This window comes from Novosphingobium profundi (genome assembly GCF_020524485.1).
Classification (GTDB): Bacteria; Pseudomonadota; Alphaproteobacteria; order Sphingomonadales; family Sphingomonadaceae; genus Novosphingobium; species Novosphingobium profundi_A.
In genome coordinates this window covers 1,118,979-1,138,858 of the sequence record NZ_JAIVLF010000001.1, presented here as the reverse complement: position 1 = coordinate 1,138,858, position 19,880 = coordinate 1,118,979, and the positions used below count along the sequence as shown (strand labels likewise).

Genomic DNA, 19,880 nt, shown 5'->3' with positions numbered 1-19,880 from the left:
CCTGTCCACAGCCACTATTTGGGCGGGGAACCGAACGGCCAGAAGGCGCGTTCAGAAATACTCTCGAACCGCCTGAAAGATCCGGGAAAACATTGTGTTCCAGCCCAATTTCACGGTCCTGTTCGAAGGACGGGCAAAACTGCGGATGTCGACCGGGTCGTTCGCGGCGTAGAGAACCAGTCCCGTCAGCGTCGAGAAGCCGGGCTTGAGGTGCGCTTCGGCAAGGCCGGGAAGGTGCGGCACGCGTCCGATGCGGACCGGACGGCCGAGCGCCGCCTGCGCGTAATCGGCCAGCCCCACCAGTTCCGCGCCGCCGCCGGTAAAGACCACCTGCTTGCCGCGCTGGCTTGAGAACTGCATCACTTTCAGCGCCTTGCTGACTTCTTCCATCAACATGCCCAGCTGGCCGGTGATGACACCGATCAGTTCGGCGCGCGGAATCCGGTTCTTGTCGTCGGCGTGGCGCGCGATGGGGCCCGTGCCCTCTTCACCCGGCGCGTTCACCGGAATCATCTCGCGATGGTCATGCGGCGAGGCGATCGCCGAACCGTTCACGCACTTGAGGCGCTCAGCCTGGTAGCGACGAATGCCGAACGCCGAGGCAATCGCATCGGTGATATCGGCCGACCCGATGGGAATGGAAATCATGTCACGCAGCATGCCGCCCGCATAGAGCGAGACATTGGTCACCTCCGCGCCGAATTCGACAAGCGCGACGCCCAGGTCCCTTTCCTCGGGCGAGAGACAGGCCTGCCCGGCCGCAATCGGCGAGCCTACCACCGCCTCAACCTCAAGATGCGCGGATTGCACCGCTTCGGTCAGGTTGCGGATCGGGGCCCCGTCAGCCAGCATGACATGGATATCGACGCCAAGCCGCTCGGCATGGAGACCGCACGGATCACCCACGCCGTGCGCGCCGTCGAGCCGGTACTGCGCGGGCTGGGCATGAAGCACCATGCGCCCATCGGGCTGGATCGCATCGCGCGCGGCAACGAGCAGCTGGTCGATGTCCTCCTGCTCGATCCGGCGTCCGCCGATCTCGGCATCGAAGGGCTGGAGACGGCTGGCAAGCCCCGCCCCCGAACAGCCGATCCACACCTTCTGGACCGAGACATCGGCCATGCGCTCGGCGCGTTCGATGGCGTCGCGCACCGCGTAGGTCGCGGCGGCCATATCAGTCACGAAGCCGCGCTTGATGCCCTGGCTGGCGCGATGCCCCGAGCCAAGCACGACAAGCTCACCGCTCTCGGAGATGCCCGCAATGATTGCGGAAATGCGGAACGAGCCGATGTTGACCGCCCCGAAAACCTTGCTGATGCGTGTCGCCGCCATCAGGCGTGCCCTTCCCCTGTTGCCGCGCGCACAAGCGCCGCGCGGTGCCTCACTGCCCGTTCCCGCCCGAGGCCAGCGCAACCGCACCGCCCTTGGTCGAAATCTCCTGAACCTCGCCCTCAGGCACCCGCAGGTAGACCCGGTCGGGCGCACGCATGTCGATGGCGATAGCCCTGCCCCCGATCAGGCGGTTGGTGCCGTCCAGGCGCGCAAACGTGACAAGCGCCCCGGCCGATTCCTTGACGCCTTCCGGCAGCGCGAGAACCTGGCCTGTCTCGAACACGAGATTCCAGCGCCGGTTCCCGACCCACTGCGCTTCGCGCACGCGGGGCTTGAGCGCGGGCGCGGCCTCCAGAAGGTGCGAGAGCTGGATGATCTCCTGCCCAGCCCCCTCACCCGAGACGATGAGCTTGCCCTTGGCCGCCGAACGGTCGATCACTTCGAGTTCATGCCCGGTCTCGTCGATCAGCGCATAGGTATCCGCCTTGCGCAGCACCGCACGGGGCGAGCGCTCGACAATGTCGATGACCAGCGTCGTGGGCAACTGGCGCGACACGCGCGCATCCTCGACCCAGGGCAGTTCGAGCAGCTCACTGCGCAACTGCTCCAGATCGACCAGCGGCATCGCGCGGTACTTCTGCGCGAGCGCGCGCTCGTAGATCTTGAGTTCGTTGATGTTCTTCACGCCGCGCAGTTCGATGTGCTTGACCTCGAAACCGGCCTGCTTGGATATCTGCGCAAAGCGTGCTTCGGCCATGCCCGGCACGCCTGCAGCGGACGCCACGACCCAGGCCAGCGCGGCCACGCCAGCCAGGATCGCAAGCACGAACAGGCGCTGGAGCTGCGCTTCGGTGAAGGGCAGCCAGCCCATCGCCATGTCGAGCGCGCTGCCGCCGGTGGCCTTGGCGCTGCGCACCTTGGCGCGGTTGCCCTGCGCGGCAGCGGCCTTGCGGGCGGTCTTGCCCTTGCGCTTGATCGTCTGGCTCATGGCGAAGTGGCCTTGTCCGGTTTCACATCGGCCAGCGCCTCGGCAATAATCGCCTCGACAAGGTCGGGATACTCGATGCCGCAGGCCTTGGCCTGTTCGGGCACGAGACTGAGCGGGGTCATGCCCGGCTGGGTGTTGGTCTCCAGCAGGAACAGGCCTTCCACCCCTTGCGTGTCATCCCAGCGAAAGTCCGAACGGCTGGTGCCCTTGCACCCCAGCAGCTGATGGGCGCGCAATGCCAGCGCCTTGCACGCCTCGGTGATCTCGGCGGGCACGTCGGCCGGGCAGACATGCTCGGTCATGCCGTCGGTGTACTTGGAATCGAAGTCGTAGAAACCGGACTTGGGCTTGAGTTCAGTGACGAGCAGCGCGCGCTCCCCGATCACCGCCGTCGTCAGCTCACGCCCGCGAATGTAAGGTTCGGCCAGGAGCGTTGCGAACTCCTGCCAGGGCCCCTTGGCCTCCCGGCTGATGGGGTTCCCGTAGTTGCCCTCTTCGGTGACGATGGCAACGCCCACCGAAGACCCTTCGTTGACAGGCTTGAGCACGTAAGGGCGGGGCAGCGGGTCCTTCGTGAACAGCGTCTCGGTCTCGACCACGCGCCCGCCGGGCATGGGCACGCCATGCGGGACGAGCGCCTGCTTGGTCAGTTCCTTGTCGATGGCGATGACCGAGGTCGCGAGCCCCGAATGCGTATAGGTGAGGCCCATCAGGTCCATCATGCCCTGCACCGTGCCGTCCTCGCCCGGCGCACCGTGCAGCGCGTTGAACACGACATCGGGCCTGGTCTCGGCGAGGCGCTGCGCGACCTCGCGGTCCATGTCGATGCGCGTGACCTTGTGGCCCTTGCTCTCAAGCGCCTTGGCCACGCCTTCACCGCTCATCAGCGAGACGGGACGTTCGTTCGACCAGCCACCCATCAGGACGGCGACGTGGAGCTTGGGGAGTGTCACTTGTGCGATCCTACTCGTTGAATTTCCCACTCGAGCGTCACGCCCGAGGCTTCCTTGACCCGGCGGCGCACTTCCTCGCCCAGCGCCTCGATGTCGCTGGCGGTGGCATCGCCGGTGTTGAGAAGAAAGTTGGTGTGTTTTTCCGAAACCTGCGCCCCGCCCAGCTGGAGCCCGCGGCACCCGGCCTCATCGACCAGCTTCCACGCCGAGGTCCCGTCCGGGTTCTTGAACGTGGAGCCGCCGGTCTTGGAGCGCAGCGGCTGCGAGGCTTCGCGGCTCGCCGAAATGCGGTCCATCTCGGCCTGGATCTCGACGGGATCGCCGGCCCGGCCCTGGAAACGCGCGGCGACGACCACCGCGCCTGCCGGAAGTTCGGAATGGCGGTAGGTGTAGCCCAGCTCCGCGTTGGTCAGCGTGCGCAGCGTTCCGTCACGCAGGACCACGTCGCACGCGACCAGGATGTCCTTGACCTCGCCGCCATAGGCGCCGCCGTTCATGCGCACGAAGCCGCCCACTGTGCCTGGGATCGAGCGCAGGAACTCGGTTCCCGCAATCCCCGCATCGCGCGCGGTGGAGGAAACCAGGATACCGCTGGCCCCACCCCCGCATTCGAGCGTGAGGTCCTCGTGCGCGGTGACCTTGGCAAAGGGCTTGCCAAGCCGGATCACCACGCCCGCAACGCCGCCGTCGCGCACAATCATGTTCGAGCCCAGCCCCAGCGCCATGACCGGAATGGCAGGATCCAGATCCTTGAGGAACGCCTGCAAGTCCTCGGTATCCTTGGGCTCGAACAGCCACTGCGCGCTTCCACCCGCCTTGAACCAGACGAGCGGGGCCAGCGGCGCGTTCGCCGTCAGCTTGCCCCGGACGGGCGGAAGGGAGGCCGCGAGATCGCTCATGCCTTGCGCTTTTCCGTGATCGCGGCAGCGAGCCCGGCGGCCCACTTGGTGATGTCGCCTGCCCCCAGGCACACGATCATGTCGCCCGGCAGGATCGTCTCGGCCAGCCTCTCTGCAAGCGCATCGGCGCCTGCGATTTCCTGTGCCGAGCGGTGCCCGCGCGACTTCAGGCCCTTGACCAGGTGCGCGCTGTCCACGCCCTCGATGGGCTCTTCGCCCGCGGCGTAGACCGGCGTGATGTAGACCACGTCGGCATCGTTGAAGCAGCTTTCGAACTCGTCCATGTGATCGCGCAGGCGCGTGTAGCGGTGCGGCTGCGCAACCGCGATGACACGGCCCTTCACACCCTCGCGCGCAGCCGCCAGCACCGCGCGGATCTCCACCGGATGGTGGCCGTAGTCGTCGATCACCGAAACCGCGCCCTCGCCCACGGCGATCTCGCCGACCTTGGTGAAGCGGCGCTTGACGCCGCCAAACTTGGAGAAGCCGGTGCGGATCACGTCGTGCGGACAGCCCATCTCGATCGATACGCCCACCGCGGCGAGCGCGTTCTGCACGTTGTGGCGGCCGGGCATGGGCAGCTCGATGCCCTCGATGCGCTGGAACGAGCCGTCGCGCTGGCGCAGCGCCACATCGAAGCGGTTGCCGCCCGGGATCGGGGTCACGTTCTCGCCGCGAATGTCGGCCTGCGCACTGAAACCGTACGTCACGACGCGGCGGTCGCGAACCTTGGGGATCACCGCCTGGACCTCGGGGTGGTCGATGCACAGGAGCGCCGCGCCGTAGAAGGGCACGTTCTCGATGAACTCGACAAAGGCTTCCTTCACCTTGTCGAACGAGCCGTAGTGGTCGAGGTGCTCGGGATCGATGTTGGTCACGACCGCGATGGTGCCGTCGAGGCGCAGGAATGAGCCGTCGCTTTCATCGGCCTCCACCACCATCCAGTCGCTTTCGCCCAGGCGCGCGTTCGACCCGTAGGCGTTGATGATGCCGCCATTGATGACGGTGGGGTCGATCCCCCCTGCGTCGAGAAGCGCGGCGACCATCGAGGTCGTGGTGGTCTTGCCGTGGGTGCCCGCGACCGCGACGGTCGATTTCAGGCGCATGAGCTCGGCCAGCATCTCGGCGCGGCGCACGACCGGAATGCGGTGCTCCAGCGCGTAGACGACTTCCGGGTTGGTGCGCTTGACCGCGGTCGAGATGACGACAACCGCCGCCCCGTTCACGTTCTCCGCCCGCTGTCCGATGTTCACCGTGATCCCGCGCGAACGCAGGTGCTCGACGACATAGCTTTCGGCCATGTCCGAGCCCTGCACCGAGTAGCCCAGGTTGTGCATGACCTCGGCAATGCCCGACATGCCGATGCCGCCGATGCCGACGAAGTGAATGGTCCCGATATCGGTGCCGACGGCTTTCACTGGGCAAATTCCTTGTTGGTCGCAGTAACGGAGTGGGCAAGCGCCTCACCGCCCCGCGCAGGGGCACCGCCTTCGGGTACGACGCGCAGCACGTCCATCATCGGGGCGGCCCCGAAGCTCTCGACAAGATCGGCAAGATCCTTGGCCGCCTTGGGATAGCCGCAGTTCCACGAGGCGTGCGCGGCATTGGCAAGCGTCTGCGGGTTCTTGGCGATGGCCTGGACCTGCAGGCAGATGTCCTTGGCCATCTTGTCGAAGATCGCGCCCTGCTCGCGCAGCAGCGCGTTGCGCTTGTCGCCCGTCAGCAGATCGGGGTCTTCGGTCGTGATCGCGGGCTGGCGAATGACACGCGCGCCGCCTGCCGCCACGATCTCACGTGTGTTGGCGACCTGGTGGTCGTCCATCGCGTAAGGAAGCGGGATCAGGATCGCCGGACGGCCCACCGCAGTCAGCTCGGCAATCGTCGAGGCGCCCGAGCGCCCGATGAACAGGTGCGCGCCGGCAAGCCGCTCGGCCATGTCCTCGAAATAGGTCGCAAGCTCGGCCGGGATACCGTGGTGCGCGTAGCGCTGGCGCACGCCGTCGATGTCCTCGGGGCGGCACTGCTGGATCACCTGGAGGCGCGAGCACAGCGTGGGCGGAAGCATGGCCAGCGCTTCGGGAATGACCTGGCTCAGGATCCGCGCGCCCTGGCTGCCGCCGGTCACGAGAATGCGGAACAGGCTGTCTTCCGAGAAATCGGGGAACGGCTCCTCGCGCAGGGACAGCACTTGCTCGCGGACCGGATTGCCGACCAGCGTGACCTTGTCTGCATGGCGCGCATCAAGGAAGTCGACATCCTCGCACGGGGTGGCGATGGCATTGACGCGCTTGGCGAAATAGCGGTTCACCCGCCCCAGCACCGCGTTCTGCTCGTGCAGGACGGTCGGGATCTTCATTGCGCTGGCCGCCAGCATGGTGGGGAGCGAGGGATAACCGCCAAAGCCGATCACGGCGCTGGGCTGGAAGCTCTCGAACAGGCGCTTGGCCATGCTTCGCCCCTTCAGCACACCGCGCGCGCCCTTGAGCCAGTTCAGCGGGTTCTTGCCCGCAATGCGACCCTGCGGGAGGACGTGGGTGGTCAGGTAATCAGGCTTGCCGGGAATTTTCGCGCCGCGCTCGTCGGTGATGAGCGCGACATGGTGCCCGCGCGCGTGAAGCTCGGCGGCCAGCGCAAAGGCCGGGATCAGGTGGCCGCCGGTGCCACCGGCCGCAAGGACGTAGTGCCGCGAGGGGCCGCTCATGAAAGCTCTCCATTGGTGCGCAAGGTGAAACGCTCGCGCTGGATAAAGGGATTGCGCCGGGTAATGGCGAGAAGAAGGCCCATCGTCAGGCACAGCGCAATGGTGGACGAACCACCATAGCTGATGAGCGGCAGCGTCATGCCCTTGGAAGGAAAGAGCTGCAGGTTGACGAGGATGTTGATGAAGGCCTGCCCGCCGAACTGCGCGGCGATGCCGGCCGCAGCCAGCACCGAGAAGAGATCCTCCTCATCGATGGTGCGCATCAGCACGCGCACCAGGAAGGCAATGTAGAGCGCGACGATCACCATACAGGCCAGCAGGCCGAACTCCTCGCCGATGACCGAAAAGATGTAGTCGGTATGGGCCTCGGGCAGCGACATCTTGCGCACGCCCATCCAGAAGCCCTGGCCTGTCCACCCGCCATTCAGCAGCGTGCGCTCGGCAAGGTCGACCTGGTCGTAGGCCGTGCCCCCAAAGAGGAAGTTGTCGATGCGGTTGCGGCCGTTGTCATAGGTGAAATACATGATGACGAGCCCGACGACGCCCACGCCGCCCAGCGCCGCGAGGCGGCGCCAGTCGAAGCCCGACAGCAGCACCATCACCGCAAAGCTGCCCGAAAACAGCATGGTCGAGCCGAAGTCGGGCTGGAGCATGAGCAGACCGCCCAGAACCACCATCAGCGCGGCGCAGATGCCCACGACGGGGATATGCGGATCGCGCGCGCGCCAGGACAGGATCCAGGCGAGCAGGATCGGCCAGCCCACCTTGAGGAACTCGGAGGGCTGGAGCGAGAAGCCCAGACGCAACCAGCGCTTCGCCCCGTTCACTTCCGAGCCGACCACCGGCACGAGGAAGAGCGCGGCGAACATGATGCCTGCAATCAGGATACCAAAGCGCCGGGCCGCGTCCTTGTCGAGGCTGGAGGCCCAGAGCAGCGCGACAATGCCCACAAGCTGCCAGCGCATGTGAAGGAAGAAGAAGTAGAGATCGGGCAAGCGCTCGGCCGAGGTCGACAGGCGCCGCGCCGAGGCGGGCGATCCCGCCGCCACCGCCACCGCGCCGATCCCCATGAGGATCAGGACGACATACAAGGCGAAGCGGTCGATCTCCTGCCACCAGACGGCCAGCCTCTGGCGCCGGGTGCGCGCGCCCGGGCCCTTGCCGGTGGGCAGCGGGCCCGTTGCGGGCGCGAAATGCCCGCTCACCGCGCCGCGATGCCCTCCGGCCATGGGAATGGTGAAGCCCTGCGGGCCCTCGGGTGCAATACTTGCCATCAGCCCGCTGCTCCTCCCTGGCCGCGCCCCTCCCCGTCCTTCTCGTCCCCATCCTCGGGCGCAAGCAGCGCCTCGACGATCTGGCGGAAGGCCTCGCCGCGCGCCTCATAGTCGCGGAACTGGTCGAAGCTGGCACAGGCAGGAGAGAGCAGGACGACATCGCCGGGCGCGGCGGCGTCCATGGCCTGGCGGATCGCCTGCGCCATCATCTCGCTGCGCACGATGCGGGTATAGGGCTCCAGGATCTCGGCAAAGAGCGGGCCCGCATCGCCGATGGTGTAGGCCGCCTTGATGTGGCCGAACCAGGGCTTGCACTCGTCGAGGTCCTCGCCCTTGGGAAGACCGCCCACGATCCAGTGGATGCGCGGTGCAGGGTCGGGCGGGAAGGCGGCAATCGCAGGCGCGGCCGAGGCCGGGTTGGTGGCCTTGCTGTCGTTGATGTAGTCAACGCCCTCGGCCCGCGCGACGCATTCCATGCGGTGGGGCAGCCCGCGAAAGTCGCGCAGACCCGGCTCCCAGTCCGCGCGCGCGATCCCCAGCGCCTCGACAATGGCGATGGCAACGGCGGCGTTCTGGAGGTTGTGCGGCCCCTGGAGCGAGGGCCAGTCCTTTTGCAGCGCGTCGAGGTCAGCGCCGTCGACCCGGACCACCCCCTTGCCCTCGCGCCGGGCTTCCTCGCGCCGGGCCACGCCCAGTGTCTGCGCATCGCCCTTGCCGAAGACCGCCGCATGGCCGGGCGTCTGCATTGTGAAGAGACGGGCCTTGGAGGCGGCGTAGGCGGCGAAGCCGTCGTAGCGATCGAGGTGATCGGGTGTCACGTTGAGAAGCGCGGCCACGTCGCAATCGAGGCTGTGGGTGAGGTCGATCTGGTAGCTCGAAAGCTCCAGCACATAGACGCCCGAACCGTTCGCGTTGGGCTCGAGCGGCACCGTGCCCAGGATCGGCAGACCGATGTTGCCGCCCATGCGCGCCGGCACGCCTGCCTTTTCCAGAAGGTGCCGCACGAGCGCGGTCGTCGTCGACTTGCCGTTGGTGCCGGTAATGCCCACAACCCGGTGCGCGGGCAGGCTGGCACGGGCGAGCGCGAAGAGTTCGATGTCCCCGATAACCGGCACCCCCGCCCGCGCCGCGGCTGCGGCAATCGGATGGCTGTTGAGCGGAACGCCCGGCGAGACGACGACCCCGTCGTAGCCGGAAAGGTTCGCGCTGGTAGGATCGGCGATCTCGCAGGTCCCCGCCTCGCAGTCGCGCAGCAGGGCCTGGCGCGGCTCCTCGCGGCTGTCCCAGGCCATCACGTGGGCCCCACTCGCCAGCAGCGAGCGCACCGCCGTCATCCCCGAGCGGGCAAGCCCGAGGACCGCGTAGCGTTTGCCGGCAAAGGCGGGGAAGACGATCACCTGCGCAGCTCTCCTTATCGCAGCTTCAGCGTGGCAAGGCCCAGCACGGCCAGCACCAGCGAGATGATCCAGAAGCGCACGACGACAGTCGATTCCTTCCAGCCCAACTGTTCGAAATGGTGGTGGATCGGCGCCATGCGGAAGACCCGGCGGCCGGTGCGCTTGAACCAGAAGACCTGGATGATGACCGAGGCCGCTTCCAGAACGAAGAGACCGCCCACGACCGCCAGCACGATCTCGTGGTGCGCGGCGACCGCGATGCAGCCCAGCGCGCCTCCGAGTGCCAGACTGCCGGTATCGCCCATGAACACGGCCGCAGGCGGCGCGTTGAACCACAGGAAGGCAAGGCACGCGCCCATGATGCCCGTGCAGAAGATCGCCAGTTCGCCTGCCCCCGGGACGTGCGGAATGCCGAGATACGTCGCAAAGTCGACGCGGCCCGCCAGATAGCAGATGATCGCGAAAGTGCCCGCTGCGACAAAGACCGGGAAGGTCGCCAGACCGTCGAGCCCATCAGTGAGGTTCACCGCATTGCCCGCCCCCACGATCACGAAGGCCGCGAAGACGTAGTAGAGCGGCCCCAGCGGGATGTAGCGCCCGGTCAGGAACGGCACGTAAAGGTTCGTGTTCAGTTGGCTGACGATGATGTACGAGGCGAGCCCCGCCACGGCGAATTCCATGAGCAGGCGCACGCGCCCGGGAACGCCCGCCGTGCTGCGCTTGGCGACCTTGTCGTAGTCATCCATGAAGCCGATTGCGCCAAAGCCGATGGTGACCGCGATGCAGGCCCAAACGAACGGGTTGGTCACGTCCATGAACAGGACCATCGCCGCGATCAGGGCGGTCAGGATCATCAGGCCGCCCATCGTGGGCGTACCGCGCTTGGCCAGGTGGCTCTGCGGACCGTCCTCACGGATCGGCTGCCCCTTGCCCTGGCGCACGCGCAGCATGTTGATGAACTTCGGACCGATCAGGAGACCGACGAAGAGCGCAAACAGAAGCGCGCCACCGGCCCGGAAGGTCTGGTAGCGGAAGAGGTTGGCAAGCCCCTGATAATCGAACCAATCTGCGAAAAGATACAGCATGTTGCGGGAGCGACCCTCACCCTTCCTGCTTGTTCAGCTCCGAAACGAGCGAGGCCAGGCCCACCGAATTGGACCCTTTGACGAGAATGGCATCCCCGCTTTCGAGCCCGAAAGCGCGCACACGATCCACAGCCTCCCTCACACTCTGGCAATGCGCGAAGGCGGCCGGTTTGCCAAGCGAGGAGGCGGCGTTTTCCCCCGCATCCGCGCGGGTTTCGAGTTCCCGGACGAGCGGGAGCATTTCATCGCCGACCAGCACCAGATAGTCGACACCGGCCTCGCGGATCGGCTCCTCCAGCGCGGCGTGATAACCTGGCCCGTGGGTGCCCAGTTCCTTCATTGCGCCCAGCACCGCAATACGCCGCCTGGCGTTGGTGCGCCCGAGCTGCGCCAGTGTCGCGCGCATCGAGGCCGGATTGGCGTTGTAGCTTTCATCGATGAGGAGCGCGGTGCGCGAACCGTCCGCGTTGGCCTCCCCGCCCGAAACCGCGATCTCAAGACGCGCCCCGCGTCCGGCAAGGCCGCCCATTTCGGCGAGCGCCACGCCCGCAGCGCCCAGATCGCCGCCCACGGCACGGATGGCCGCCATGACCGCAAGCGAGTTCATCACCTGGTGCTCGCCCGGCGCGGCGACGGTGTAGCACACGCGCCTGTCACCCATGTCCGCAGTCACGAGCGAGCCCCCGCCGATTGCATCGACCGCGTCAAGCAGGCGCACGTCCGCGTTGGCGCCCCGGCCAAACGCGACGACATGGGCCCCGCAGCGCAGCGCCGCCTTGCGAAGACGCTCGTAATGCGGACTGTCGGCCGGGATCACCGCCGTGCCGCCGCGCTCAAGCCCCTGGAATATCTCCGCCTTAGCGTCGGCAATGGCCTCTTCGGAGCCCAGATTCTCGATGTGGGCGGGCGCGATAGTGGTGATCACCGCGACATGCGGGCGAACCTGACGCGTCAGCGCAGCGATCTCGCCTTCGTGGTTCATCCCCATTTCGAACACGCCGAAGCGAGCCCGAGCAGGCATGCGCGCGAGGCTGAGCGGCACGCCGACATGGTTGTTGTAGCTCTTGACCGAACGGTGCGCATCGCCGCGTGTCGCGCGGTCGAGCCCTTCGAAGATCATCTCCTTGACCCCGGTCTTGCCGACCGATCCGGTCACCCCGATCACCGGCCCACGCGCACGCTGGCGCGATGCGGCGCCAAGACGCTCCAGCGCCTCGGTCGTGTCCTGGACAAGGATGTGCGGCCCTTCGACAGGACGGTCGACGACACAGGCCGCTGCGCCCTTGGCGAAGGCCATCTCGACGAAGCGGTGGCCGTCCATGCTCTCACCCTTCAGGGCAAAGAAGAGGTCGCCCGGCTCGACGTCGCGACTGTCGATCTCGACACCCGATACCGTAAACGGACCACTCGCCGTGCCGCGCAAGGCGCGTTCGAGCGTCGCGGAATCCCAGAGCCCCTGCCCCTGCTCTTCCACCTCGGGTGCGGGCCAATCGAGAATGCGTGCCAGTGCCGTCATGCGTCACCTCCCTTCGCCAGCGCGCCTGCCATCTCGCGCGCCACGTCCACGTCGTCGAAGGGCAGCACGCGCATGGCCTCGCCGCTGCCGATGATCTGCCCCTGCTCGTGCCCCTTGCCCGCGATGAGAACGATGTCACCGCCCCTGGCCTCGGCAAGAGCCGCACCAATCGCCTCGCGCCGATCGCCGATCTCGCGCGCGCTCGCACGCGCCCCCTCAAGCACCATGGCGCGGATCGCGGCCGGATCCTCGCCGCGCGGGTTGTCGTCGGTGACGATGGCGATGTCAGCGAGGTCGCTCGCCACGCGGCCCATCGGTGCCCGCTTGCCGGTATCACGGTCGCCCCCGGCTCCGAACACGACGATGAGCCGTCCCGAAACGTGCGGGCGCAGCGCGGCAATCGCGGCCTCCAATCCGTCGGGCGTGTGGGCGTAGTCGACGTAGACCGGCGCGCCCGAGGGCGTGATCGCGGCGCGCTCGAGACGGCCGCGCACGGTGACGAGCCGCTTCATCGCATCGAACACCCGGTCCGCATCGCCGCCCGTCGCCAGGACCAGCCCTGCCGCAACCAGCGCGTTGGCGGCCTGGTAGGCGCCGATCAGCGGGAGCGGGATCATGCGCGAAACGCCCGCGTACTGGACTTCAAGCTGCTGGCCCAGGCCTCCCGGCGTGCGCGCGGCGAGGCGGATATCCTCGCCCTGCTCACCCACGGTGAAGACCTTGAGCCCCCGCGCCCGGGCATGGACGATAGCCCGCTGCGACCAGGCATCGTCGGCCCAGATCACCGCCGTCCCCGCGTCCGCGACCACTTCGTCGAACAGGCGCATCTTGGCCGCGAAGTACTCTTCCATGGTCGCGTGGTAATCGAGGTGGTCGCGGCTGAGATTGGTAAAGGCCCCCGCCGCCACGCGCGGCCCCTCGATACGGTATTGCGAAAGACCGTGGCTGGAGGCTTCGTAGGCGACGTGACTGACGCCCTCGCGGGCGAGCCCCGCCAGATTGCCAAGGAAGGTCACCACGTCCGGCGTGGTCAGCCCGGTCGAAACGCGCGCATCACCGGTGGTCACACCCAGCGTGCCGATGGAGGCAGCCCGCTCCCCCACCATGTTCCAGATCTGGCGCGTGAGCTCGACTGTCGAGGTCTTGCCATTGGTCCCGGTCACCGCGACCAGCGTTTCGGGCACCGGGCGATAGAACGGCGCGGCCAGCTGCGCGAAAAGGCGGCGCGGCTCGGCGTCGACAAAGGACGCCGCACCCTCGATGGGAACCTCACAGGCCGAGACGATGGCAACCGCGCCCGACGCGATGGCGTCCGCGATGTAGTCCTCGCCGTTGAAACGCGCGCCCTTGAAGGCGCCGAAGACGGTGCCGGGCGCGACCTTCCTGTGGTCGATGGCGAAGCCGGTCACCTCTGCATCGGGACCGGGAAGCGCAAGGCCGGCGGTGGCGCAGAGGGCGGAGAGTTTCATTCTTCGGCTTCGCTCACTTCGTGGGGGATGAGAGGCTTGAGATCCGAGATGTCGATATCGCGGGTCTCGTCGGGCATGATGCCCAGGAGCGGCCCGATACGCGGGACCACGCGCGCCACAACCGGCGCCGCGTTCCAGGCGGCGGTGCGCTGGTAGCTGGTCGCCGCCGTACCCTTGGGCTCGTCCATCATGGCTATGACGACATAGCGCGGCTTGTCCATGGGGAAGGCCGCCGCGAACGTGGAAATCAGCGAGTGGTGGCGATACCCCCCGTTGCCCGGCTTTTCCGCCGAGCCGGTCTTGCCACCGATCCGGAAGCCCGGCGCATCGCCCTTGCGGCCCGTACCGTAGAGCACGATCATGCGCAGAAGCTGGCGGATACGCGCCGAGGTCGCCGCGCTGAACACCCGGCGCCCTTCGGGTACCTCGCCCGCGCTCAGCTTGCGCAGGGTCGCCGGGCGCCACATGCCCCCGTTGACGAGAGCGGCGTAGGCGGTGGCGAGGTGCAGCGGGGTCACCGCCACGCCGTGCCCGTAGGACACCGTCATCGTGCGCAGGCGGCGCCACTTGCCGTTGTCCCAGATCGGAAAGCCGCGCGCGGGAAGCTCGATGGCGGGCCGCGTGTTCATGCCCAGCGTCTTGAGCTTGGCCTTGAGCCGCTCCCCGCCCAGTTCATCGGCGATCTGGGCCGTCACCACGTTCGAGGAATGGATCAGCGTTTCAGGCACGTTGAGCGAATCGCCCATCGCGTGGCTGTCCTTGATGGTGAAGCGGCCGACATGAAGGGGGGCTGCGGGCCAGCGGCGGGCCAGGTTCGTGACCGTGCCGGCATCGAGCGCGGCTGCAACCGTGATCGGCTTGAAGGTCGAGCCCAGCTCGTAGACCTGGTTGGTCGCGCGGTTGAAGCCCTTGGGCACTTCGCCTTGCTTGGCCTCTTCAGGCGTCACCACCATGTCGTTGGGCTTCACGTGGTTGGGGTCAAACCCGGGAAGCGAGGCCAGCGCCATGACTTCGCCGGTGTCGACATCGAGCACCACACCGGCTGCGCCCTTGGCCTCGGACAGCGCCATGCCCTTGGCAAGTTCGTCCTCAAGCGCGCTCTGGACGCGAAAGTCGATGGAGATGACCGAAGGCGCCGAGCGGCCTTCCGGGCTGACCAGCTCCTTGTCGAAGTACTGCTCCATGCCGACTTTGCCGTGGCCGTAGCTGTCGACATAGCCCAGAACGTGCGCGGCGAGCGAGCCTTGCGGGTAGTACCGCGTCGTCTCCAGCGGAAATTCCAGCGCAGGCTCACCCAGTTCGTGGACGCGGTTGGCGTCCTCGGGGAGCAGCGACTTGCGGATATAACCCGCCTTGCCCGACGAAAGCTTTTCGATCACCTCGTCCTGGTCGATGTCGGGGAAGATGCGCGCCAGACCCGCCGCGATTTCCTTGGGCGAATGGATCAGGGGCTCACCCTCGGTCATCGCCTTGGGGTTGAACCAGAGCGAATAGACCCGGAAGTCGCGGGCCAGCGGCGCCCCGTTGCGGTCGACGATCTCGCCGCGCTGGGGAGTCAGCAGATCGGCCAGGCGCACCTCGCGCGGCGACGGACCCGTAGTGCCGAGGTAGGCAATGCGCAGCGCAGCGATCATCCCTACCAGCACAAACGCAACGAGCACCCAGAGGGTGCGCGCCTTGGCCATGAGCAGCGAGCGCTGGCGTTCGTTGACGAGCCCGCGTGAGCCCGTCGAGACCGTGACCGGAACCGTCGACTGAAGAGCCAGCGCGGTCACTGGTTGGGCGCCTCCGCGATTTCGATGCTGGCCAGGCGCCGCGACAGGTCGGCGGCTTCCGCCCGCAGGGCCTCGCGATCTGTGTCGCGCGTCCTTGCGGCTGCCACCTCGCGGCGGCGCTCTTCCTCAGGCATGGCGGCCGCCGTTGCGCCGCTCACCGGATTGACCATGGCGAGCAGCGAGCCGGCCTTCTCCTCGGCGCGCTCGGCCACATCCTCACCCGGGATGTCAGCCGGCTCGGCGTTGGCGAAGCGGATCGGCGCGGGCGCATCGGGACCCGGCGCGGCGCCCAGCGCAGCAAGCTGGCGCTCCCCTTCCAGGTACTGGCCCGCCCCCGGCGCCGCGTACCCGAACTCGAGATCGTTGAGCTTCTTGAGCGCCTGCTGGTTCGCGCGCGTCTGGAATTCGGTTTCCAGGAAGTTGATCTGCTGCTGGGTGTACACGATCCGCTTCTCGGCCGCGTAGACTTCGCTTTTCACCGCGTTGACGCGCAAGGTCAGCGCCACGAGCATCGCCGCGCAGATGGCGAGCACCGTGATCCACCCGATGGAGCGAACGCGATCTTGGGTCAGGTTCATGGGTTTTTCCTTGAGGACGAACGGGTTTCAGCGGAACGGGCGGGCGCGTGGGTACGGATGGCGCTGCGCAGGGTGGAGGAACGGGAGCGGGGGTTGACCTCCAGCTCTGTGGCGCCGGGCTTTACCGGCTTGGCCACTTTCGCAAAGGTCGCCTCGGGGCCGGTATCGACGAGCGGCAGGTGGCGCGAGGTGGAGCGCGCCTGCCCGCTCGCCTCCTTGAGGAAGCGCTTGACGATGCGGTCCTCCAGCGAATGGAACGTGACGACGGCAAGACGCCCGCCTTCGCGCAGCAATTCCTCGGCAGCGGCCAGCGCAGCCTCAAGCTCGTCGAGCTCACCGTTCACGTGAATGCGGATCGCCTGGAAGCTGCGCGTGGCAGGATCCTTGGGCGCGCCGGGGCGGTGACCAAGCGCCTTGCGGATGACGCGCGCCAGCTCGCCCGTCGTGGTAATGGGACGCGCGGCGACAATGGCGCGGGCGACACGGCGCGACTGGCGCTCTTCACCGTAGAGGTAGAGCACGTCGGCAATCGCGCTCTCCTCGCCCTCGTTCACGAAGTCGGCAGCCGAATACCCGTCCTGGCTCATGCGCATGTCGAGCGGACCGTCGCTGGCAAAGGCGAACCCGCGCTCCGCCTGGTCGAGCTGCATCGAGGAGACACCGATGTCGGCCACGATCCCGTCGACGGCTTCGATGCCTGCACCGTGCAGGGCATCGACCATCTCGGAGAAGCGGCGGGGATGCAGGACCAGACGGGGCGGAACGCTGGCAAGTTCGGGCCAGCGTTCAGGGTTCGCATGGACGGCCGCGATCGCATCGGGATCCCGGTCGAAGGCGTGGACGGTCGCCCCGGCATCGAGCAGGCGACGGGTGTAGCCGCCCGCTCCGAAGGTCGCATCAACGACGACCTGCCCCTCAAGCGGCAGCAGCGCGGCTTCGACTTCGTCCAGGAGGACGGGGATGTGGGGAGCCTCGCTCACTTCTTCTTCGCCTTGGCAAGTTCGGCGTCGGCCAGCGAACGGCAGGTGGCGACGATGGTTTCCATCTCGGGATCCTCGGCGAGCGCATAGAGTTCGGCCGGGTTCCAGATGGTGATGAAGCGGCCCACACCCTGGAAGAAGAGCTGGTCCTCGATGTTGGCAAGACCCGACAGCGCCTCGGGCAGGACAAAACGGCCCGAGCCGTCGAAGGGAACCTGCTGGAACGAGTAGAGCTGCATCGCGCGCTTGTCGCGGTTGAAGGGACGCCCGGCACGGTCCGCGCGCTCTTCCTCCGCGTCGAGCTGCTTCTCGAAGTCATCCACGCGCGACAAGCCGAAGGCGACGAGGCACTTCCACTCGGGATGCTTGGCCAGGCACATGATGTCCTTGCCGCTCGATTCCCGGACGGTGGGGCGAAGGGTGTTGGGCAGCACGAAGCGCTTCTTGTCGCGTATAAGCGAGAAGCCCTGTCCGCTGTAGATGGTTGGTTGCCCAGCCATGCCGCCCTGTTGATCCCCGTGGGTTTTGCCGCCTCGGAGCATGACCGAGGCCACCCCCGAAGCGCAGGTGCGCGACAGGGTCCGCACCAACCGAACACGGTGCGGCGGGACTCAGGCATTCCGATTGCGATTCCTTCTACCTTGCCCCCTTGGGGGATAAAAGGGAAATTTGGGGAATGACGGGAATTTTCACGAGATTGCGCACCCCGGGAACTTTACCCACATAGTTTCCACAGGCCTTATTAAGCTCACGTTATCCAATAATACCGTTGAATTTGTGTAATTTTATGTAGTTTCACCAGGTTTGCGAGTGCGAAGACAGCGCCACTTCCCGCCATCCCTAGGCATCCCCATCCCTATCGGAAGACCCTGCGTAAAGACACGGATTGCAGCCATCGTGAACGCACGATCCCGCGATCTCCCCGTTTTGCCCAATGCAGAGGCCGATTGGTGCGATCATGGCATCAAGTCCCGGTTTTCCGTGCTTCAGCAGGCACTTTGCCACTGGAAACAGGACCGGTGCGCCCCCACAGCGAACACATAGGGCGGCAACCGATCCCCGGTCCTCCCCAAAACGATCCAGGCCCATCCCCGCAGATCCCCATAAGGACCCGTACCAAGCCGCAAATGCGCAATACTGCGCGCGAATGAGGTGACCGGAAGCCAGGGACATCTGCGTAGATTTCCGGCCTGTCCCCAATCCTCCCCGAACCGGAACACATCCACACGCAGCCCATGCCTGGGCAATCACCCTGAGGGATAGTCCGGGACGAACGACCACGCCCTGCCCTGCCAATCCCCGTCCGCCCCCGAGAAGGAACCGACGCAGACCGAAAGGCCAACGTATATCTTTAGGTGATTCTCAGGATGCCTGCGCCGCACGAAGGGTCACGCACGCCCCCTCCAGAGCCAGGAACGAGGTCTATTCCTCGCGCAGCGGTCCATCGAAAGGCGCCGCACGCGGATCGAGCGGCCCTTCCACATCGCGCGCCGAAGTGCCTTCGGCCTCCTTGGCCTTGGGCGAAGGTTCGGCCGCGGGCATGACGCCGATATCGGCGAGCGGATCGCTTGCCGGCTTCTTCTCGGGCGCATCGGCCGCGACGACCTCGCGGATGGGGTCTTCCTCATCCGCAAGGCGCGCGCGTTCCATGATGATGCTCGCCAACCCGACGATGAGCAGCATCGCGCACAGGCCAAAGAGCCCCACCTGCAACCGGTGCATCGCCTGCGAGCGAAGCTCGCGCGAAGACGGTTCCGCAAAATGCTGCGGGGTGGTCAGTGGTTCGACGACCTGGGGGGGGAGCTTGGTTGCCATCGCGGCGAAAGGTTACCTCAGCGCACCAGCCACGGGAAGACGGGCAGCCCCTTGGTTTCGAGCCACTCGGGGTTGTAAAGTGTGGACAAGTACCGGAAGCCGGTGTCACACAGAATCGTGGCGACCCGCGCATCCTTGCGGCCTTCGGCGACAAGCTTCTGGCCAAGTGCCACCGCACCCGCCACGTTGATGCCCGAGGACAGGCCCAGGCACAGCCCCTCTTCGGCCAGAAGACGACGCACCCACTCGAGGCCTTCCTCGTCCGACATGCGGAACTGGGTGTCGATCGGCGCGCCCTCGAGGTTTGCGGTGATGCGGCCCTGGCCGATCCCTTCGGCCACCGACGAGCCTTCGGCCTTCAGTTCACCGTTGGCGTAGTAGTTGTAAAGCGCCGCACCATACGGATCGGTCAGTGCAACGACGATGTTCTCGTCGAAGGCCTTGAGGCCAAGGCCCGTGCCCGCAATCGTGCCCCCGGTGCCCGCCGCACAGGTGAAACCGTCGATGCGGCCACCCAGCTGCTCCCAGATTTCGGGCGCCGTGCTCTCGATGTGGGCCTTGCGGTTGGCGACGTTGTCGAACTGGTTGGCCCAGACCGCCCCTTCGGTTTCCTCGGCAAGACGGCGCGAGGTGTGCACGAAGTGGTTGGGGTCGGCGAACTTGGTGGGCGGAACGAGGACCAGCTCGGCGCCCAGCGCGCGCAGCGTGTCCATCTTTTCCTTGGACTGGTTGTCGGGCATGACGATGACCGACTTGTAGCCCCGCGCATTGGCGACCAGCGCGATGCCGATGCCGGTATTGCCCGCCGTGCCTTCGATCACCGTGCCGCCCGGCTTCAACTCGCCGCGCGCTTCGGCGTCGCGCACGATCCAGAGCGCCGCGCGGTCCTTGACCGAGGCGCCGGGGTTGGCGAATTCGCACTTGCCCCAGATTTCGCAGCCGGCGGCGGCGCTGGGCCCTTTGAGAAGTACGAGCGGGGTATTGCCGATCAGGTCGATCGAGGAAGGCGTGGCGTTTGGTGCTGTCATGGCCGCTGACTTAGGAAGTGTCCCTGCATGTCGCAATCGAATTGCGCTTTAGGCGTAAAAAGCTGGACCGAGGGTTAACGCGCAGGGCCC

General features: G+C 66.7%; 17 protein-coding genes. All 17 read right to left on the bottom strand.

Features of this window, described 5'->3' with window-relative positions; translation table 11 throughout:
- Nucleotides 1-51 precede the first annotated feature (51 nt).
- The 17 genes from ftsA to LC060_RS04920 all read right to left on the bottom strand — a co-directional run bounded on the left by ftsA (nucleotide 52) and on the right by LC060_RS04920 (nucleotide 19,790).
- On the bottom strand, nucleotides 52-1,332 hold the full coding sequence (ftsA, locus tag LC060_RS05000; protein ID WP_039388124.1) for a cell division protein FtsA: 1,281 nt from the start codon (nucleotides 1,330-1,332) through the stop codon (nucleotides 52-54).
- Nucleotides 1,333-1,381: 49 nt separating this feature from the next.
- Nucleotides 1,382-2,320 (bottom strand): cell division protein FtsQ/DivIB, encoded by a 939-nt coding sequence (locus LC060_RS04995; RefSeq protein WP_226633246.1) that lies wholly within the window; start codon nucleotides 2,318-2,320, stop codon nucleotides 1,382-1,384.
- Nucleotides 2,317-3,273, bottom strand: coding sequence for a D-alanine--D-alanine ligase (locus LC060_RS04990; RefSeq protein ID WP_226633245.1), 957 nt, complete (start codon nucleotides 3,271-3,273; stop codon nucleotides 2,317-2,319). The genes LC060_RS04995 and LC060_RS04990 overlap by 4 nt, the downstream gene beginning before the upstream one ends.
- Nucleotides 3,270-4,172 (bottom strand): UDP-N-acetylmuramate dehydrogenase, encoded by a 903-nt coding sequence (gene murB, locus LC060_RS04985; RefSeq protein ID WP_226633244.1) that lies wholly within the window; start codon nucleotides 4,170-4,172, stop codon nucleotides 3,270-3,272. The genes LC060_RS04990 and murB overlap by 4 nt, the downstream gene beginning before the upstream one ends.
- Nucleotides 4,169-5,590: a UDP-N-acetylmuramate--L-alanine ligase gene (gene murC, locus LC060_RS04980; protein WP_226633243.1), complete on the bottom strand. Its 1,422-nt coding sequence runs from the start codon at nucleotides 5,588-5,590 to the stop codon at nucleotides 4,169-4,171. Before murC ends, murB begins: the two co-directional genes overlap by 4 nt.
- On the bottom strand, nucleotides 5,587-6,873 hold the full coding sequence (gene murG / locus LC060_RS04975; RefSeq protein ID WP_226633242.1) for an undecaprenyldiphospho-muramoylpentapeptide beta-N-acetylglucosaminyltransferase: 1,287 nt from the start codon (nucleotides 6,871-6,873) through the stop codon (nucleotides 5,587-5,589). The genes murC and murG overlap by 4 nt, the downstream gene beginning before the upstream one ends.
- A complete protein-coding gene (locus LC060_RS04970; RefSeq protein ID WP_226633241.1) occupies nucleotides 6,870-8,147 on the bottom strand; it encodes an FtsW/RodA/SpoVE family cell cycle protein in 1,278 nt (425 codons plus the stop codon). Before LC060_RS04970 ends, murG begins: the two co-directional genes overlap by 4 nt.
- The gene (murD, locus tag LC060_RS04965) at nucleotides 8,147-9,544 is read right to left on the bottom strand and encodes a UDP-N-acetylmuramoyl-L-alanine--D-glutamate ligase (protein WP_226633240.1); all 1,398 of its coding nucleotides are present in this window, start codon (nucleotides 9,542-9,544) and stop codon (nucleotides 8,147-8,149) included. Before murD ends, LC060_RS04970 begins: the two co-directional genes overlap by 1 nt.
- 14 nt (nucleotides 9,545-9,558) lie before the next feature.
- Nucleotides 9,559-10,629, bottom strand: a complete 1,071-nt coding sequence (gene mraY, locus LC060_RS04960; protein WP_039388133.1) for a phospho-N-acetylmuramoyl-pentapeptide-transferase — start codon at nucleotides 10,627-10,629, stop codon at nucleotides 9,559-9,561.
- Between the two features lie 16 nt (nucleotides 10,630-10,645).
- Nucleotides 10,646-12,145, bottom strand: coding sequence for a UDP-N-acetylmuramoyl-tripeptide--D-alanyl-D-alanine ligase (locus LC060_RS04955; RefSeq protein ID WP_226633239.1), 1,500 nt, complete (start codon nucleotides 12,143-12,145; stop codon nucleotides 10,646-10,648).
- The gene (locus LC060_RS04950) at nucleotides 12,142-13,614 is read right to left on the bottom strand and encodes a UDP-N-acetylmuramoyl-L-alanyl-D-glutamate--2,6-diaminopimelate ligase (protein WP_226633237.1); all 1,473 of its coding nucleotides are present in this window, start codon (nucleotides 13,612-13,614) and stop codon (nucleotides 12,142-12,144) included. Before LC060_RS04950 ends, LC060_RS04955 begins: the two co-directional genes overlap by 4 nt.
- Nucleotides 13,611-15,389: a peptidoglycan D,D-transpeptidase FtsI family protein gene (locus LC060_RS04945; RefSeq protein ID WP_226633236.1), complete on the bottom strand. Its 1,779-nt coding sequence runs from the start codon at nucleotides 15,387-15,389 to the stop codon at nucleotides 13,611-13,613. The genes LC060_RS04950 and LC060_RS04945 overlap by 4 nt, the downstream gene beginning before the upstream one ends.
- Nucleotides 15,386-15,967 carry a hypothetical protein gene (locus LC060_RS04940; protein ID WP_226633234.1) on the bottom strand — a complete coding sequence of 194 codons (582 nt, stop codon included), beginning with the start codon at nucleotides 15,965-15,967 and terminating at the stop codon, nucleotides 15,386-15,388. Before LC060_RS04940 ends, LC060_RS04945 begins: the two co-directional genes overlap by 4 nt.
- A complete protein-coding gene (rsmH, locus tag LC060_RS04935) occupies nucleotides 15,964-16,947 on the bottom strand; it encodes a 16S rRNA (cytosine(1402)-N(4))-methyltransferase RsmH (RefSeq protein ID WP_226633232.1) in 984 nt (327 codons plus the stop codon). Before rsmH ends, LC060_RS04940 begins: the two co-directional genes overlap by 4 nt.
- Entirely contained in the window at nucleotides 16,944-17,447 is a 504-nt protein-coding gene (locus LC060_RS04930; protein WP_226633231.1) for a division/cell wall cluster transcriptional repressor MraZ, read from the bottom strand. Before LC060_RS04930 ends, rsmH begins: the two co-directional genes overlap by 4 nt.
- Before the next feature lie 922 nt (nucleotides 17,448-18,369).
- Nucleotides 18,370-18,762: a hypothetical protein gene (locus LC060_RS04925; protein WP_226633230.1), complete on the bottom strand. Its 393-nt coding sequence runs from the start codon at nucleotides 18,760-18,762 to the stop codon at nucleotides 18,370-18,372.
- A gap of 17 nt (nucleotides 18,763-18,779) precedes the next feature.
- The gene (locus LC060_RS04920) at nucleotides 18,780-19,790 is read right to left on the bottom strand and encodes a cysteine synthase A (protein WP_039388139.1); all 1,011 of its coding nucleotides are present in this window, start codon (nucleotides 19,788-19,790) and stop codon (nucleotides 18,780-18,782) included.
- Nucleotides 19,791-19,880: the final 90 nt, after the last annotated feature.

Excerpts from the sequence above, each read along its gene's own strand:
- ftsA (WP_039388124.1), bottom strand. The coding sequence starts at position 1,332 with ATGGCGGCGACACGCATCAGCAAGGTTTTCGGGGCGGTCAACATCGGC.
- LC060_RS04995 (WP_226633246.1), bottom strand. The coding sequence starts at position 2,320 with ATGAGCCAGACGATCAAGCGCAAGGGCAAGACCGCCCGCAAGGCCGCT.
- murB (WP_226633244.1), bottom strand. The coding sequence starts at position 4,172 with ATGAGCGATCTCGCGGCCTCCCTTCCGCCCGTCCGGGGCAAGCTGACG.
- murG (WP_226633242.1), bottom strand. The coding sequence starts at position 6,873 with ATGAGCGGCCCCTCGCGGCACTACGTCCTTGCGGCCGGTGGCACCGGC.
- LC060_RS04970 (WP_226633241.1), bottom strand. The coding sequence starts at position 8,147 with ATGGCAAGTATTGCACCCGAGGGCCCGCAGGGCTTCACCATTCCCATG.
- mraY (WP_039388133.1), bottom strand. The coding sequence starts at position 10,629 with ATGCTGTATCTTTTCGCAGATTGGTTCGATTATCAGGGGCTTGCCAAC.
- LC060_RS04955 (WP_226633239.1), bottom strand. The coding sequence starts at position 12,145 with ATGACGGCACTGGCACGCATTCTCGATTGGCCCGCACCCGAGGTGGAA.
- LC060_RS04950 (WP_226633237.1), bottom strand. The coding sequence starts at position 13,614 with ATGAAACTCTCCGCCCTCTGCGCCACCGCCGGCCTTGCGCTTCCCGGT.
- LC060_RS04940 (WP_226633234.1), bottom strand. The coding sequence starts at position 15,967 with ATGAACCTGACCCAAGATCGCGTTCGCTCCATCGGGTGGATCACGGTG.
- LC060_RS04930 (WP_226633231.1), bottom strand. The coding sequence starts at position 17,447 with ATGGCTGGGCAACCAACCATCTACAGCGGACAGGGCTTCTCGCTTATA.
- LC060_RS04925 (WP_226633230.1), bottom strand. The coding sequence starts at position 18,762 with ATGGCAACCAAGCTCCCCCCCCAGGTCGTCGAACCACTGACCACCCCG.
- LC060_RS04920 (WP_039388139.1), bottom strand. The coding sequence starts at position 19,790 with ATGACAGCACCAAACGCCACGCCTTCCTCGATCGACCTGATCGGCAAT.